Below are 17102 nucleotides of genomic sequence, written 5' to 3' on the forward strand. Positions count from 1 at the left end.
CTCAGCATAAGGCTGCAGGCGGCTGAGCAGTTTTGGAGACGTAGGCAATGACTCTCTTGTCGAAGAGCAATAACAAAGCGACGGCCGGAGGAATCACGAGCGCCAGCCCATATATGAGGTAGCCACTCGTCAGTGCGGGAAAACCCAGGACAAACATGAACAGTTGCCACACAAGTGCCGCAGCACGCGTCCATCGGTATCCGCGGAAAAGGAAATGTCCGACTGCCAAGAGCCAACCAGCCAACAGCAGCAACAGTGCCAACATGAAGATAGCGCCGCCAAAAGAAGCTGGAGTTGCGGTGATTAAACCGTAAATATAGAACACTGCCGCACCCAGGAGTGCAAGTGCCTCCAGCACGAGAACCACTGCAATAATCACTGCCCCTGCAGGACGGAGGGGTCTCTTTGGATCGCTGGCTGGCATCGGACCTCGAGCGTTGAAAGCCTCTTCCTCAGGACGGTCAGGCTTTGGTTTCGACACACTTGCACCATACCGGAATCGGCCTGGCCAACGCACAGCGGCACCAGTTCCTGTGACGCATCGCTCACATAGTAGAGCAATTCCGTTCGAGATACCTCTTGTTTACGCCGATTTAACGTGACAGGCTTAATCAAGGAAAATATGGGGGCCGTTAGGCGGCCCCCTTTGCTGTGAACCCGCTCGTGAATGTTTTCACAATTCAACCATGAGCGATAATCATCTTTAAGGAGTAAGTGATCGGCATGGATTGGCGTAGTCGCGCAGCGTGCTTGGATAAGGACCCTGAGCTGTTCTTCCCAGTGGGGAATACCGGCCCGGCATTACTCCAAATAGAAGAAGCGAAAAGTGTCTGCAGGCGCTGCTCTGTCATTGACACGTGTCTGCAGTGGGCGCTTGAGTCCGGCCAGGATGCCGGTGTCTGGGGCGGCATGAGCGAAGATGAACGACGCGCCCTCAAGCGTCGTGCGGCGCGTGCCCGTCGTGCCTCGTAGGACTGCCGAGTTGTAAAGTCATCAAGCCCGCACTATTTTGGCGGGCTTGATGACTTTAAGCCACTGGTGTCGTCACGGTAGCCGTTGCCCAAAGGGCTATTCCGTCTCGCTAAAGCAACAGCCCCGATGGAATGGCCATGTCTATGCGAACCGCCGTCCCTCCTCCGTCACGGTCGCTCCACGCAATACTTCCGTCCAGCTCACTCGACACCAGAGTTCGAACAATCTGGATTCCCAATCCCTCCCTGTTCTCATCCGGCGGCCGCCCGGAACCATTATCGGCCACCGTCACGCTGAGGATTTCTTTGCCATCGGATTGGGGTTGTCGGTCGGCTAGCAACCAAACGGTGCCTTCACGACCGGCGAGCCCGTGTTCGACGGCGTTAGTCACCAACTCGTTTATCACCAGGGCAAGCGGAGTCGCGAACTCACTTGGCAATTCTCCGAATTTACCCCTGCGCTCTGTTGAGACCCGTTGGGTGGGAGTGGCCACCTCAGCCGAAAGTCTAAACTGACGGTCAATCAGCTCGTCGAAATCCACATTCTGAGCCAATCCCTGGGACAACGTTTGATGAACTGACGCGATGGTTGCCACCCTGCGCATGGCTTGTTCAAGCCCCTGCCTACCTTCTTCGCTCTTCATCCGACGGGATTGCATGCGCAGTAGGGCGGCGACTGTCTGCAGGTTGTTCTTGACGCGGTGGTGGATCTCGCGGATCGTTGCATCCTTTGATACCAACTCCATTTCCCGCCGGCGCAGTTCTGATACGTCCCGGCACAGGATGAGTGCGCCGAAGCGTTCAGTCTCATCACGTAGCGGAATTGCGCGCAGTGAGAGGCTGACCCCGCGAGACTCAATCTCCGTCCGCCACGGCATGCGTCCGGTGACAACCAAGGGTAGGGTTTCGTCCACTAACCGCCGCTCTTTGAGCAATCCAGTTGTAATTTCGGCGAGTGGGCGTCCCTCAAGCGTTTCCACGTCCCCCAGCCGGCGAAATGCGGATACACCGTTTGGACTGGCATATTGAACGACGCCTTCGGCGTCCAGCCGGAGCAAGCCATCTCCAACGCGCGGCGCCCCCCTGCGGGACCCCGTCGGGGAGGCGAAGTCCGGCCACAGCCCCAACGTGCCCATTCGGAGCAGGTCGTACGCACATTGGCGATAGGTTAACTCCAGTCTCGAGGGCATTCGTGAACTGGAAAGATCCATGTGTGAAGTTACGACAGCAAGGGTACGTCCATTCCGTACCATCGGAACAGCCTCAACACGCATGGCCATCTCCGTCGTCCAATTGGTTTCACTCGATCGCTCAATCCGCCGGCTTTCCCATGCTTTCTCTACGAGGGGTTTCATATCAGAGCGGATCCGATCACCGACAAAATCGCTGTGGAAGACAGTATGCGAAGTCGAGGGCCGCACATGAGCCAAGGCAACAAAATCGCCGTCCGGCAAGCGGAACCACAGGGCCAAATCCGCAAACGCAAGGTCGGCAACCATCTGCCAATCCCCTACCAACAGATGCAGCCACTCTGCATCCCCCGGCCCGAAATCAGCATCTTCCCTGATCGGGTCGGTGAATATAGCCATGCTATCTCCGCACGATAGAACGAAGCAGCCGCAAGGCAACCGACAATGAAGCGATATCGTCCTTTTCCAGACGGTTTACTTCGGCAAACATGTTGTGGGCACGCTTCAACTGTTCAGCGTTCGAGTCCTCCCATTGCTGTATTCGTTTCTGAGCATGCTCGGATGTGCCTGCGTTAGCCTTGTCCGTCGTGTTCATTATCGCTGCCGTCATTTCTGCAACCGTCGAATACAAGTCCTCTCGCAGAGCTGCCCGGGCCAGGGCTTCCCAACGATCGCTCCGGGGGAGGTTGGTAATGCGTTCCAGTAACGTATCGACGCCAAAACGGTCGTATAGCGTGTAATAAACATCCGCTACTTCGTGAACCGGCTCGTCGAAACCTCTCGAAATGCGTGCCACATCCAGCAATGCATAGCTCTCAAAGAGCTTCGCCCATTGCCGACCCAGGTTCTCAGGGAGATCCCAATCCCTGGCCCGTCGGAACCAATCCTCGCCACGTTCCAAGTCGTTTCCCTTGAGGTAATCAAAGAGCTCCTCGCGCAACGGATCCATAAGCGGCTTGTAGGTTTCGACAGCCTCGCGGATGCTGACGCCCGTATGCGACTGATTGATGAACCATCGGACGGATCTGTCCAGCAACCGTCGCATGTCGAGGTAGATCGTGCACCAGTGCTCCGTGGGGAACCCTGCCGGTAAAGCGTCAAGACCATCAATGAGCGTGTCGAGATCATATATTTCGCGCATGACGACGAAGGCTCGGGCTACCGCGGCTTCCGAAACCGACGTTTCCTCAATTACACGGAAGGCGAAGGTAATGCCGCCTATGTTGACCATGTCGTTGGCTACGACAGTCGCGATAATCTCCCTGCGTAATGGGTGGGTTTCCAATTCCTCCGCGAAGCGTTCTGACAACTGATCCGGGAAGTAACCTGCCAACGTGCGCTTGAACCAAGGATCGTCCACCAGATCGCTGCCGGTCAGCGCTTCGGCGAGCTCAATCTTGGCGTATGCCGCCAAAACCGACAGCTCGGGCGAGGTGAGCCCGTGGCCGCCTTCAACCCGTTCACGGAGTTCTACCGCCGTTGGAAGATCTTCGATGTCCCGGCTGAGTCCTGCTTTCGTTTCCAGCCAGTCCATCATCCGTTCAAAGCTGGGACTCCATTCCATAACCCGCTGCTTGTCGTTGAGCAGCAGAATATTCTGGTCGATATTGTCTTGCAGGACCAGCTCGGCAACATCTTCCGTCATTGAATGCAGGAAGCCGGCCCGCTCCTCCGCCTTGAGTTTCCCAGCCGTCACCATACGGTCCACGAAGATCTTGATATTGACCTCGTGATCGGAGCAATCCACTCCTGCCGAATTATCGATTGCGTCCGTGTTGAGGATGACACCGTTGAGGGACGCCTCGATACGGCCATGCTGCGTCATTCCAAGATTGCCGCCTTCGCCGACAACCTTGACCCGCAAATCATCCCCGTTGACCCTGATCGAGTCATTGGTCTTGTCCCCCACATCGGCGTTGGATTCCGTGGAAGCCTTGACATATGTTCCGATCCCCCCGTTATAAAGCAAATCCGCAGGGGCCTTAAGGATGGCACGGATAAGTTCGGGCGGACTCATCGAATCCACGCCCTTATCGACGCCCAGAGCCTCCCGGACCGGGGCGGAGATCTCAATGGACTTGGCGAATCGCTGGTAGATTCCACCGCCTTCGCTAATCAAGTCACGGTTATAGTCGTCCCATGTTGACCGGGCAAGGTTAAACAGCCGTTCGCGTTCTTCAAAAGAAGTGGAGGCGTCCGGAGCAGGGTCCAGGAAGATGTGGCGGTGGTCAAAAGCGGCCAGTAGGCGGACATGCCGGGAGAGCAACATCCCGTTGCCAAAAACATCCCCACTCATGTCGCCAATGCCGACGACCGTGAAATCCTCCGACTGTGAATCGTGATCCAACTCGCTAAAGTGCCTCTTGACGGATTCCCAAGCGCCCCGGGCGGTGATCCCCATCTCCTTATGGTCATAGCCGACAGACCCACCTGATGCGAAAGCATCACCAAGCCAAAAGCCGTAATCGAGGGAGAGCTCGTTGGCCGTGTCCGAGAAAGAAGCAGTTCCCTTGTCAGCGGCGACGACCAGATATGTGTCAGCATCGTCGTGGCGGACAACGCCTTCCGGCGGAACCAGCTTCTCGCCCTCGTCGGTAATCACTAGGTTGTCGATAATATCCAGTAGGCCGCGAATAAAGACGCGGTAGCTCGCCTTGCCCTCAATCATCCACGCATTTCGATCAACGGACGGGTCAGGGAGTTGTTTCGGATAGAAGCCGCCCTTCGCCCCGGTCGGAACTATGATCGCATTCTTAACCGTCTGCGCCTTAACCAAACCGAGGACTTCAGTTCGGAAATCCTCTTGGCGATCTGACCAACGGAGCCCACCCCGTGCTACATCGCCAAAACGTAAATGGACGCCTTCAACTCTGGGGCTGTAAACCCAAATCTCGTACTTCGGCCTTGGGAACGGCAGTCCGTCTATACCCTCGGGATTGAGTTTTATACTCAGATGGCGCTTTTCCTGAAAATAATTCGTCCGCAGGCTCTGTTCAATTAAGTTTATGAACGTGCGCAAGACGCGGTCGGCGTCCAGCGTTGCCACCTGCTCCATTTTTTCGGCAAGGTCTTCCCTGACCTCCGCGAAGGCTCCGTCGCGGTCCGCCTCATCGACGTCGGGATCGAACCTGGTCGCGAACAGTTCCAACAGACAACGGGTAACCTGTGGGTTTGCCAGTAGGGTGTCGCTCATGAATCCATATGAATTCGTGTTGCCCATTTGGCGCATGTACTTCGCGTAACTGCGCAGGATCACGATCTGCCGCCAAGGCATTCCTTCGCGCAGAACGAGGCGATCAAACTTATCGGATTCGCTATTGCCTGCTACAACGGCCCGGAATGACTCCGAGAGCAGATCTCCCGTTTTCAGCGGGTCCACACCCTCTGGATACTTCAAGCCGAGATCATAAAGGAAGAAATCTTCACCATCGGCCCGGATTACTTCAAAAGGACGCTCATCGATAACCTCAAGATCCAGGTTATGGAAGAACGGCAGTATTTGGCTAAGGCTTTTCGGCTCGGTCAGGTAAAGCTTAAGCCGGGCATCTTCTGCGACGTCACCAACGTTACTCGGTATATACACCTGAAGAATGGGCAGCGGTTCCGGACCTTCTTCTACGTCCTGTGAACTCTCTTCGCGAGCGAGTTCGTAGAATCTCTCGATGTCCTGGAGAGCATCTTCCACCTCATAGTCGACCCTGTACCCCGGAGGGAAGGCCTCAGCCCAGAGGGAGGACAGCCGCTTGGCTTCCTTCACACCATGCTGTTCATTGAGCACCTCGCTGATGCCTTCCGACCATGACCGGGCAGCGATCACAAGTCGTTGTTCCAGCTCGGCCTGGTCAACGTCGACTACTTCGCCGCCCTTCGGCAGCCGGATGCGAAAGAACAAGCGGGCCAACGCGGATTCGCTCATCCGCGCTTCATAATCAATGTGCTCGGCGTTGAATGTTTCCCGCAGCTCTTCTTCTATCCGGAGACGGACCTGAGTCGTATACCTGTCCCTCGGTAGGTAGACCAGCGCTGACATGAATCGCCCATAGATGTCCGGACGCAGAAACAGGCGCGTCCGGCGCCGTTCCTGAAGCCTGAGAATGCTCATGGCGACGCTCGCGAGGTACGACTCGGAGATTTGGAACAGCTCGTCCCTGGGATAGGTCTCCATGATCGACAGCAGATCCTTGCCCGAGTGTGAATCAGGGGGAAACCCACAGTGCCGCAGAACGGCGTCGATCTTGTCCTTAATGATAGGAATGCTGCGGACCGAACTCGTATAAGCACTGGTGGCAAACAAGCCTATGAACCGGCGTTCGCCGTCGACGTTGCCTTGGGAGTCGAACCTTTTGATGCCGATGTAGTCAAGGTACGCGGCACGGTGCACTGTGGATCGGGAATTAGCCTTCGTTATGACGAGTGCCCGCTTTTCCCGGGCCTTTTCACGTCCCGCAGCCGTCAGATGCTGGACGGTGCGGTCGTCCTTTTTGTCCCGAAGCATGCCAAGTCCGCTGTCCGGCTCGGTAACGAGCACATCCTCGCCATCATGTGTTTCCAATTGATACTCGCGAAAACCGAGGAAGGTGAAATTTCCATCGTCGAGCCAATGCAGCAGATCCTTTGCCTGCTGAAGATCGGGTATTTCGCCCGCTCCGGGCACTTCGCCCAACGAACTGGCGATTTTCCGCACCTTATTCCGCATGCTGGACCAATCATCAACGGACGCTCGCACGTCGCCGAGAACCCGGCGAAGCCCCGAGATAATTTGCTCGGCTTTTTCGTCATCGACCCTGTCGATTTCAATCGCGATCCAAGACTCAATGTGTGACGCGTTGTCGCTTGTTGCAACTAGATGGGAAATGCTCGGCATTGCCGCTGTGTCACCGCTGGAAACGCCCATGTTCGAAGGTACGGGGTGGACCTCGATCAATTCATTCGAGTCCGTGTTTCGGGTCGCGACAAAAGTCGGATGCTGCACGAGCCGGATGGCGGCGTTTTGATGAACGAGCTCCGCGGTGACTGAATCGACAAGGAACGGCATGTCATCCGTGGTGATGAAGACTACGCTGGCGGCTTCCTCATCCTTTATAGCTATGGCGGCCTTGCCAAGATTTCGGTCCTCCGCTATCCCGCGGTGGAACAGAGCGCGGCTCTGGAGAGTCTCGGATGTGTAGCTTCGGGCATCCTCCTCATCCAGATGCTCATAGTAATTGGATATGAATGCCTCAAGAGATTTGTCCAAACTGGACAGATCCGGGCTGGATCCAGACGACATCGAAAACGCCTCCGTTGCGCGAAATTAAAGACCGCCTCATCGCAGTCCCGCTAAAAGCCTAACGCCCCCTCGTGAAAACTTCACTTTCCGTCGGGGTTGTCCACCGGGCGTTCTGGAACGGTGGTCAGTCGGACTGTCCACCAGCTTCGCAATCGCGCTCCTAAGCAGCGACTCCGGAGCCGATTCGAGTAAGGAAGAACCCGCCATTAGGGCGGCATCCGCGGCTGCAGGATCTGCTGGAAGGAAGGATTGAATGTCAGTTCCAGGACCGTAGCGATCCCAGGCTTCTTGTAGCTGGCGTCGGGGTGATCTTCCTACCGAGGAGGCGCGGACCTTGTTGAACACGACTCTGGGTGAGGCCGTGGGGACTGCCAATTCGAGTTCGGTAAGGGCGCGGACCATGCGCGGAACACCGATAGCGTCGGCCGCACCAACGGCGTAAACAATACTAGCCATTTCAAGGCATCGCAGCGTCGATCCATTGCGGCGCGGCGCCTGCGTGTCAAAGCTGAGTTCTTCATCGGCCTCTAGAGCGAAGCCACAATCGATGACCGTATAATCGGCGACCCTGCTGCACAAGTCCAACACCTCGGCCAGCGCGGCCGTACGAAGCTCGGGCCAACGATCCGCCCGCGTTATCCCTGTAAGAACGCCAAGCTGGCCGCCACCGATGGCAACTTGATTGCTTACTCGGTTCAATGCAGCAGCATCCAGCAGGCCTTGATCGGCCAGCCTGCAGGCTTGCGCCAGACCAGCCGACTCATCAAGCAGGCCGAGGGCGGTCGCAACGCTTGCTCCATAGGTATCCGCATCGAGGAGAATAGTACGTTCGCCTCGTGCGGCAAGTTCAGCAGCAATATTAACCGCCAATGTTGTGCGGCCCGGGGCGCCCGTTGGGCCCCATACACCTATTATTTGTCCGCTTCGCTCAGGTTCTTCGGCAGCATCATCGGCGTCATACTGGATCGGGGCTAAAGACATGCCCGGATCTGCGAGGTTGCTTATCCGTGTCGAGCGTCCCTCTATCCGGTCGGCTGCCAAGTCATTGACGGCTTCCACAACAAGTTCGGCAAGGTCTTCCGGCGCTACTCCGACAGCCGCGCTGCGTGTGCCAATGGATAGGAGTCGCTTCCGCTCGGATTCCTCGGCTGACAATGCAACAACGGCGACCTCTGCCAGGTTCATACGTTCGACAAGCTCGGAGTTCAACTCAGAGGCAACGTCAGCGACGATCGCGGCACGGGCGATACCGGTTTGACTGGCGGCAATGAGCTCCGAAAGTTCACTGCATCTCCGCACTATTGTCACAGGGCCGTGGAGCCGCTCAAGTTGGCCGACGAATTCGGCGGAAGTCTGACCTACAGTTATGACGGGGATTGTCATGAAGATTCTCCGCCCGGACTCCAAACAACGGCGAGTTTGGCTTCATTTGAAAGCGCACCGAGGAGGTCCGCCATATGGGTGTCATCGACCAGTACATGAAGTTGCGTCGTAGTAGCCGATCCAAGAGCAGAAGACTTGTCAGACAGCTGCGATATTTCAGCGCCGGCCAGAAGTAATTCGGGTTCAGCGAAGCCGCCATCCGGCATCGCCCTCGAGACCCACACATCAACTCTGGAACCGACATGTGCCTCATCCGGTAATGATTCTTCCACGGTAATGCCAACCGGCTTGCGGTCCAATGCATCGGCGTCATCGAGGACGGACCTGGCCAAGAGCTCACCTCCACTCACCAATCGTTGAGCATAGGCGTTCTCCGGCACTCCATCGGCTACCGGAATGTATTCCTCCTTGGCCTCCCCCAGTCGCACCGGAACAGCGACGAGATCACCTTCCTGAATACGTTCCCCGACGGAGATCGTATCCTTGGCAGCATATACACTCGTCCTCTGGTCGGCCTTTCCGACAATTGCCACCACAGCGGCGATTGAGGCCAGGACCAGCAACAGTCCAACCACAAGCCGCGGGTCCTTCCAGGAAGGCTTCTTCAAGCGACCGGCTTGTTCCCGACCGGTGTCGATGGTGCCTGCACTCGCCAAACGTCCCCCTAGGGCTGTGCCATACGGACAGGATGGACGTTTGATCCCCTGATGTACAGCGATGAACTAACTGTCATGCCATTGTTAGTCGTTGGCTTCCGTAGTTGCAAAGAGTCAGTCGCCACCCAGGCTCAAATTGTGGATAACCACAGCAAAAAGCCTCAAATGATGGCAGAATGTGGAAAAGTACCTATTCCAGGCATGACGGTACATTCATCGCCATCGAGTGAGAGCAGGAGGAAAGAACTAGATGCCCAGGTTCCTCACGTTGACCGATGTCGGCGAGATCCTGAATATCTCTTCTGCACAAACATACGCTCTGGTCCGCAGCGGGGAGTTGCCTGCAATACAAATTGGTGGCAGGGGCCAATGGAGAGTCGAGCAAAGCAAGCTCGAAGAGTACATTGCGGCCGCATACGAGAAGACTGCTGAGAGCGTAAGACATTCACAGGACTCTATTTGATCCAGCCTTGAATCCGTACGGTTACCAGGGGTGGACATCAGCTCCTGTAAGCCGATGTCGAAACCAGAAATGCGGTTTGCTTCTTGAAGCCGCTCAGTTAGCGGCAAGTGCAGTCGATTTTATCGCTGAGAGACAACGGCCCTTACTGCATGCAACGGCACTGCCACCGTCTCCACAACGTTGCGTGCGCGTCGGTATTCACCGCTTGGGACAACTGCCACTTCGATAAAGTCGCTGCCTACCCGGTCGATGATCCCGTTGACCGAACCCTCCCGTTCTGTGCCCACAAGTTGGACCGACAATGGGGCTCTGTCTCTGCTCAGCACACGGAGAGCCGAAGTTAATTTCAATCTGCTGTCGCTGAAACTTGGAGTAGCAGAGGTGGATCTTCCAAGTCCGTGAATGACCGTAGCGGAGGAAAACGGAATCAGCATGGATTGTGAGCCGCTTTCCAGCACCAACCACTCCGAACCAACATGAACCAACCGGCCCTCGAAATCTTCGTGCCCCGAAACCCGGACCTTCAAAGTGCCGCCCAATTGCCCGCGCAGTCGATCTACCAGCTTCACAGCCGCCTGCTCCATCCGGGCCCGATCGGATATTTCCGAGTCCATATCCAGCTGCCCTGCCGTCGCCAGCTGCGCTTCCAGGTCCTCGAACAAAGCCGCCCATCGCATTCGGCAAGCGTACGAGGATCAACAAGTTTGGTCAAAGTCTAGACATTCAAACCTTGTTCAAGATAGACATATAGATACAAGCGACATCAAACATCATCAAACGAGTTCAAACGGCAGGAGAAATCAATGCATCAAGGGCAACCGGATAGATTCAGGACGGCCGCCGATATATTGACTGCTGTATTGATTGCTGCCCTAGGATTCGCTCTTGGCGCCGCAGGTTCCAGTATCCGGTCTTCGTGGTTCGTTGGAGATGGGTTTGGAACACTCACATTCCAGCCGCTATTGGGACTGGCAGCATCCGCGCTTGGATTATGCACCTTGGTGTGGTGGTGTTTGAGTTTTTTAATCGCCGTAGCAGGACATCTTTTGCAGCGCGCCGGTCATTCCACTATCGGATGGCGCATATCGATGTACAGTCCCGCGTTTATGCGACGACTCGTACTGGTCGTCCTCAGCGTAAATCTGGTGTCTGCTCCGATAGCCACAGCCTCCGTATCCCATACGCAGGCGAGTGGCTCCGTCTCGCAGGTCCACGCGGCCGGAATCGAAGCACGTCCGGGACAATCTCGAATTCAACCGAACCAGAGCATTACCCCCGCCTGGCAACCGACGGAGACAGAAGCGCCGGAAACTCTCCATCCCCAGTGGAAGCCCCGAAAGGTCAAGGCCGACGCTGGACCGATGATCGGGACCACCCGCAATGGGCAGACATCGGACAGCGACGAATTTACAGTCACCGTATTGAGAGGCGACAGCTTGTGGTCGATATCGGCTGCCCACTTGGGACCTTACGCAACAGACGTCGAAATTGCGGCCGAATGGCCACGTTGGTACGCCGCAAACAAACAAACTATCGGGTCGAACCCCAACCATCTGGTTCCTGGCCAGGTTCTAGTAATCCCCGCTAATCCCTAACCATTGCGCCGAAACCAAGGAGAAACATGAATACGCAGAATGCGGCGCAGGCCGCTGTAAATGGCCCGTCTCTTAAGGCCGTTGCTTCCCCGGACCAGCGCAGCTCCATGGTACCGGCAGCTGGAGATCCTGGGCCGGCATTGACAGCTCACCGTGCCGGCCAACTCATACACGGTCAGGAGTATGCACCGGTGATTCGCCTCGAGCCACGCCGGAACCCCCTTGCAGAACGTCGGACCGGCAAACCCACCGGCACGCCGGCGGAGGTCATTGGGATCGATGAAGTAGAGGAAAAGCGACGCGTGACAGCCATTTCGAAATCGGTCGGACAAGCAGCGGTAGAGGTCCTGGCGGGTACACGCCCAGTCAGCCAGCTATCACGATGGCTGGACCCACAGAGTTATGAACGGTTGCAACTGCGTTCGGCTCTGGTCCGGGAGCAACGCGAATCCAGGAACGCCCGGTCATCAGCTGGAGCCAAGCGTCTGCACCGCAACCCGCAAGTCAGGTCTGCCCGGTTGTGCCGGCTAACCAGCGGTATTTACGAAGCGTCGCTCGTGGTCGTGGAACAGTCCAGGGCACGTGCGGTGGCTCTTCGGCTCGAATACAGGAAGGAAGTCTGGAAAATTACAGCCCTTGAGATCGGTTAGCGAGGAGCCCGCGTTGATCCTGTCCCGGATCGCCGAACTGGTTAGTCACCCACCAAGAATCGATCGCCGGGGCAAACTCAGAGGGTTGAATTACCGGTTCTTCTTCTTGTTGTTGACCTTCTGCCCGGAGCGGTTCGCTCCATTATTGGCACCGGCGCCGGCCGTGGCCTTCTGACGGCGCTCGACCCTGGTTTCAACCTCGCCCGACACGCTGGGAGCGCTGTACTGCATGCTCGCTGGCTTCTCGGGAGCATCAAGTCCGGCTGCGGAAACGCTCGACTCTTCAACGCCGTCGCCATCGATGTCCTTCTTCTCCACCTTGACCTCAAGGTTGAAGAGGAAACCGATGCTCTCTTCGCGGATGGCCTCCATCATTGCCTGGAACATGACAAAGCCTTCCCGCTGGTACTCCACCAACGGATCACGCTGTGCCATGGCACGCAGGCCTATGCCTTCCTTCAGGTAGTCCATCTCATAGAGGTGTTCCTGCCACTTGCGGCCGATTACCGACAGCACGACGCGGCGCTCGAGTTCACGCATGGTTTCAGATCCGAGGGCTTCCTCACGCGTCTGGTAGGCAACCTTCGCATCGGAGAGGACTTCTTCGAGCAGGAAGTCGTGGCTGACATGCGATTTGCCGCCGGCTTCGTCAATGACCTCGTCAATGGTCAGGCTCACCGGATACAGCTGCTTCAGGTTCGTCCACAACTGTTCGAAGTCCCAGTCGTCACCATTGCCTTCCATCGTGGCCTCGTCGACCACGGCAGTCAGGGTGTCTTCCAGGAAGAACTGGATCTTCTCATGCAGGTCGCTGCCCTCGAGAATGCGCCGGCGGTCACCGTAGATGGCCTCGCGCTGGCGGTTGAGGACGTCGTCGTACTTCAGGACGTTCTTGCGCTGCTCAGCGTTCCGGCTCTCCACCTGGCCCTGCGCGGAGGCGATAGCCTTCGACACGATCTTGTTCTCCAGCGGGACATCGTCCGGCATCCGGTCACTGGACATCAGGCGTTCCGCGCTGCCCGAACCGAACAGGCGCATTAGATCGTCGCCCATCGACAGGTAGAAGCGCGATTTTCCGGGGTCGCCCTGACGTCCGGAACGGCCGCGCAGCTGGTTGTCGATCCGGCGGGATTCGTGCCGCTCGGTACCGAGCACATACAGGCCGCCAAGTTCGACAACCTTATTATGCTCGGCCTCAACGGCATGTTGGGCCGCTTCCAAAGTTTCAGGCCATGCGCCCTCATACTCTTCGGGGTTCTCGGCCGGATCCAGACCCTTCTTCTCCATCGCAGCAACGGCGTTGAATTCGGCATTGCCACCGAGCATGATATCGGTACCGCGTCCGGCCATGTTCGTGGCGACGGTGACCTGGCCTTTGCGGCCGGCCTGCGCCACGATGGCTGCCTCACGTGCGTGGTTCTTAGCGTTCAAGACCTCGTGCCGGATCCCCTGCTTGGCGAGCTGCTTGGACAGGTATTCGCTCTTCTCCACCGAGGTGGTGCCGACGAGTACGGGCTGGCCGTTTTCGTGGCATCCGGCGATATCGGCGACGACGGCGGCGAACTTCGCCTCCTCGTTCTTATACACCAGGTCGGTGTGGTCCACGCGGGCCATCGGCTTATTGGTCGGAATCGGGACAACGCCGAGACCATAGGTGTTCATGAATTCCGCGGCTTCGGTCTCGGCCGTACCCGTCATGCCGGACAGGGTGTCATAGAGCCGGAAGTAATTCTGCAGGGTCACCGTGGCCAGCGTCTGATTCTCGGCCTTGATCTCCACGCCCTCTTTGGCCTCAATGGCCTGGTGCATGCCCTCGTTGTACCGCCGGCCGGCGAGGATACGCCCGGTGTGCTCGTCGACAATGAGGATTTCGCCATTGAGAATGACGTAGTCCTTGTCCCGCTTGAACAGTTCCTTGGCCTTGATGGCGTTGTTGAGGAACCCTATCAGCGGCGTATTGGCAGATTCGTAGAGATTATGGATCCCCAGATAGTCCTCGACCTTTTCGATGCCGGATTCAAGCACACCTATGGTGCGCTTCTTCTCATCGACCTCGTAGTCGTCTTCGGGGTCAAGACGCAGGACCACCTTGGCGAATTCGTTGTACCAGCGGTTGGCGTCGCCTGAAGCGGGGCCGGAGATGATCAGTGGAGTACGCGCCTCGTCGATCAGGATGGAGTCGACCTCGTCCACGATGGCGAAGTTGTGGCCGCGCTGGACCAGTTCCTTCTGCGACCAGGCCATATTGTCGCGCAGGTAATCGAAACCGAATTCGTTATTCGTTCCGTAGGTGATGTCGGCGGCATACTGCTGGCGGCGGACCGTCGGATCCTGATTGGCGAGGATACAACCGGTGTCCATGCCGAGGAAGCGGAAGACACGGCCCATCAGGTCGGACTGGTACTCGGCCAGATAGTCGTTGACGGTGACGATGTGGACGCCTTTGCCGGCCAGCGCATTAAGGTAAGCGGGGAGCGTCGCCACCAGGGTTTTACCCTCACCGGTTTTCATTTCGGCGATATTTCCCAGGTGAAGTGCTGCGCCACCCATCAGCTGGACGTCGAAGTGCCGCATTCCCAGCGTGCGGCTCGCGGCCTCCCGTACGGCGGCGAACGCTTCCGGGAGCAGTTCGTCGAGGGGTTCGCCGTCCTCATGACGCTTTTTGAGTTCGTCCGTTTCGGCGCGCAGTTCCTCGTCGCTGAGCGCCTTGAACTCGTCCTCCAGCACGTTGATCGCCTCCGCGTAGGTGCGGAGACGTCTCAAGATTTTCTTATCGCCGGTTCGGAGGACTTTTTCAAGAATCGATGGCACTACTGGCTCCCAATCTACTGCTGCCGAAATCTAGCTCAGTCTACGTGAGTCACGTCCCGCTGTGGTGCAAAGTTCCCTGACGGCGAATATCCTGCAACGGCCGCGGCGGCCAGCGGTTCCGCAAGATTCCCGGCCGGCTCCACGACCACGTCGTCCAGCCCCAGCCATCCGGCCATTGACCGGAGTTCGGCATAGAGTTCGACGGCGGTATCGTCCGGCGCGTCCGGCTCAGCGTAGCTGCCCCTCACCAAAAGCTTGCCTGCCGTCCGGTCGGCCTTCAGATCCACCCGGCCAACCAGCCGGTCGCGCAGCAGGAACGGCAGCACGTAGTATCCGAACTTCCGCTTCGGGGCAGGGGTATAGATTTCTATCCGGTAGTGGAAGTTGAACAGCTCTTCCAGCCGGCGCCGTTCAAAGACCAGTGAGTCGAAAGGGCTCAGCAACGCCCGTCCGGCCGCCTTGCGGGGTACTTTAGCCTGTACATGCCGGAAAACTTCCCGCTCCCAGCCGCGTACTTGGACAGGTTCCAAGGTGCCCCGGTGGACGAGTTCTTCGACTGCGAGCGCCGTGTCCTTCGTTCCTACCCGGAAGTAATCGGCAAAGCACCGCACCGTTCCAATGCCATGGGCACGGGCGGCCCGTTCGGTTAACTCGATCGTGGCATCCCGGCGGTTGACCTCGGCGCCCCCTGCGGCGTGCGGCGGTATTACCCGGTGCGTCAGGTCATAACGACGCTCGAACTGCGGATTCCGGCTGGCGGCGCTGACTTCGCCGAACCAGAACAATGCTTCGAGGATTTTCTTGACGCTGCTCCAATTCCAACCCCAATGAACATTCGCGCGTGGCTCATCATGTTCCAGGTGGGCCTTCAGGGCTGAAGCGGTCATCGGGCCGTATCTGTCCAACTCCCGCAGAACGCTTTGCGTCAATTCACGGTGCTCATTAAGGACGGCGCGGAAGTACTCGGCCTGGCTGCTTTTCCAGCGTCCATTCCGTTCGAGCAGCAGCGAATGGACGGCGGGGTCCACAAAGGACGCTTCGTGTGCCCAGTACTCCACCATCCGGCGGGGCTTCCGCCCGGCCAGCCGGTGCACGATGTCGATGTCGTAAGGGCCCAATCTGGAGAAGAAAGGCAGATATTGGCTGCGGCTGAGGACATTAACCGAATCGATCTGGACGAGGTGCAGGAGGTCAAAGGTGCGGCCCACCTGCCTTGCGGTTACAAGGGAGGCGGGCCGTTCCTTTGCCAAACCCTGCGCGGCGAGGGCGATTCGCCGTGCCTGTGCCAGGGTCAGAGCCGCACTCACAGGGTGCGTTTAGACATTGATTGCCGACCGGTCGTCGGAGCGGTAGGCAAGGATTTCCTCCTGCGGGCCGGAGCCGTCATCGTTGCAGTTCGCGTCAAGACTAATGACGCCGTAAGTCCAGCCACGACGGCGATAGACCACAGAGGGTGCGTTGGTCTCCTTATCGATAAAGAGGTAGAAATTGTGCCCCACCAATTCCATATTGTCGACGGCGTCGTCCAGGGTCAGCGGCGTCGCGGGGAAGACTTTCCGGCGGATCATCACCGGTGAGTCTCCTGCGGGCAGATCGTTCTCGATCTCGTATTCGCTCCGTTCTTCGGCCGCCGCTGTGACCGGTTCGGGTTCGGAGTGGTTAGTCGATTCCATATGGAGCGGCGTCTGTGTACTGGCCGGTTCCAGCGAGGCTGTAGCCTCGTGGACCGCCGTCGGAGTGTGCCGCCCGCGGTGCACCTTCTTGCGGTCGCGGGCACGGCGAAGGCGTTCAAGCAGTTTGTTGAACGCCAGGTCAAATGCTCCGAATTTGTCCGCTGCGGATGCTTCGGCACGGATTACGGGGCCTTTACCCATAACCGTTAGTTCGACGGTCATCTGCGAATCCGCGTTCCTTGCGTTGGTCTCTTTCGTGACCTTGGCGTCAAGGCTTCGGACCTTGTCGCCCAGTTGTTCGACCTTGTCGATCTTTTCTTCGGCGTATTCGCGGAAGCGGTCCGGGACTGTCAGATTCCGGCCGCTGATGTTGAACTCCATGGTGCCCTCCAAATCACTGCGGTGACGCGACAGTGGCACTGCCGTTCGGTATCTGCACCT

12 protein-coding genes are annotated in these 17102 nt (G+C 57.6%); 3 read left to right on the forward strand and 9 right to left on the reverse strand.

All coding sequences use genetic code 11. From position 1 onward, the window contains the following. Window position 1 precedes the first annotated feature (1 nt). The gene (locus tag ACX80B_RS11520) at window positions 2-367 is read right to left on the reverse strand and encodes a hypothetical protein (RefSeq protein ID WP_459296212.1); all 366 of its coding nucleotides are present in this window, start codon (window positions 365-367) and stop codon (window positions 2-4) included. A gap of 356 nt (window positions 368-723) precedes the next feature. Between ACX80B_RS11520 and ACX80B_RS11525 the strand changes: the two genes are divergently transcribed. Next, window positions 724-972, forward strand: coding sequence for a WhiB family transcriptional regulator (locus tag ACX80B_RS11525; protein WP_026535961.1), 249 nt, complete (start codon window positions 724-726; stop codon window positions 970-972). Between the two features lie 109 nt (window positions 973-1081). Here ACX80B_RS11525 and ACX80B_RS11530 read toward each other — a convergent pair whose 3' ends face one another. Genes ACX80B_RS11530 through ACX80B_RS11545 form a run of 4 tightly spaced genes read right to left on the reverse strand, consistent with a single transcriptional unit; the run spans window position 1082 to window position 9469 of the window. Next, window positions 1082-2560: a sensor histidine kinase gene (locus ACX80B_RS11530; protein WP_459296215.1), complete on the reverse strand. Its 1479-nt coding sequence runs from the start codon at window positions 2558-2560 to the stop codon at window positions 1082-1084. 1 nt (window position 2561) lies between these two features. Further along, entirely contained in the window at window positions 2562-7430 is a 4869-nt protein-coding gene (locus tag ACX80B_RS11535; protein WP_459296217.1) for an NAD-glutamate dehydrogenase, read from the reverse strand. A 36-nt stretch (window positions 7431-7466) separates the two neighbouring features. Beyond that, complete coding sequence (locus ACX80B_RS11540) at window positions 7467-8813, reverse strand: AAA family ATPase (protein WP_459296219.1); 1347 nt, start codon at window positions 8811-8813, stop codon at window positions 7467-7469. Then, window positions 8810-9469, reverse strand: a complete 660-nt coding sequence (locus tag ACX80B_RS11545; RefSeq protein WP_459296221.1) for a hypothetical protein — start codon at window positions 9467-9469, stop codon at window positions 8810-8812. Before ACX80B_RS11545 ends, ACX80B_RS11540 begins: the two co-directional genes overlap by 4 nt. 250 nt (window positions 9470-9719) lie before the next feature. Between ACX80B_RS11545 and ACX80B_RS11550 the strand changes: the two genes are divergently transcribed. Then, window positions 9720-9932, forward strand: coding sequence for a helix-turn-helix domain-containing protein (locus tag ACX80B_RS11550; protein WP_459296223.1), 213 nt, complete (start codon window positions 9720-9722; stop codon window positions 9930-9932). Window positions 9933-10051: 119 nt separating this feature from the next. Here the strand turns inward: ACX80B_RS11550 and ACX80B_RS11555 are convergent, their stop codons facing one another. Next, window positions 10052-10609, reverse strand: coding sequence for a hypothetical protein (locus ACX80B_RS11555; protein WP_459296225.1), 558 nt, complete (start codon window positions 10607-10609; stop codon window positions 10052-10054). Window positions 10610-11553: 944 nt separating this feature from the next. Here ACX80B_RS11555 and ACX80B_RS11560 point away from each other — a divergent pair. Next, entirely contained in the window at window positions 11554-12177 is a 624-nt protein-coding gene (locus ACX80B_RS11560) for an Rv3235 family protein (RefSeq protein ID WP_459296227.1), read from the forward strand. A gap of 90 nt (window positions 12178-12267) precedes the next feature. Here the strand turns inward: ACX80B_RS11560 and secA are convergent, their stop codons facing one another. The 3 genes from secA to hpf are packed head-to-tail and all read right to left on the reverse strand — an operon-like array spanning window position 12268 to window position 17042. Beyond that, window positions 12268-14988 carry a preprotein translocase subunit SecA gene (gene secA, locus ACX80B_RS11565; protein WP_459296229.1) on the reverse strand — a complete coding sequence of 907 codons (2721 nt, stop codon included), beginning with the start codon at window positions 14986-14988 and terminating at the stop codon, window positions 12268-12270. Window positions 14989-15023: 35 nt separating this feature from the next. Continuing rightward, window positions 15024-16295 (reverse strand): winged helix-turn-helix domain-containing protein, encoded by a 1272-nt coding sequence (locus tag ACX80B_RS11570; RefSeq protein WP_459296231.1) that lies wholly within the window; start codon window positions 16293-16295, stop codon window positions 15024-15026. Between the two features lie 9 nt (window positions 16296-16304). Beyond that, the gene (gene hpf, locus ACX80B_RS11575; protein ID WP_459296232.1) at window positions 16305-17042 is read right to left on the reverse strand and encodes a ribosome hibernation-promoting factor, HPF/YfiA family; all 738 of its coding nucleotides are present in this window, start codon (window positions 17040-17042) and stop codon (window positions 16305-16307) included. Between the last annotated feature and the right edge of the window lie 60 nt (window positions 17043-17102).

The sequence above is a fragment of the Arthrobacter monumenti genome, from assembly GCF_054511255.1.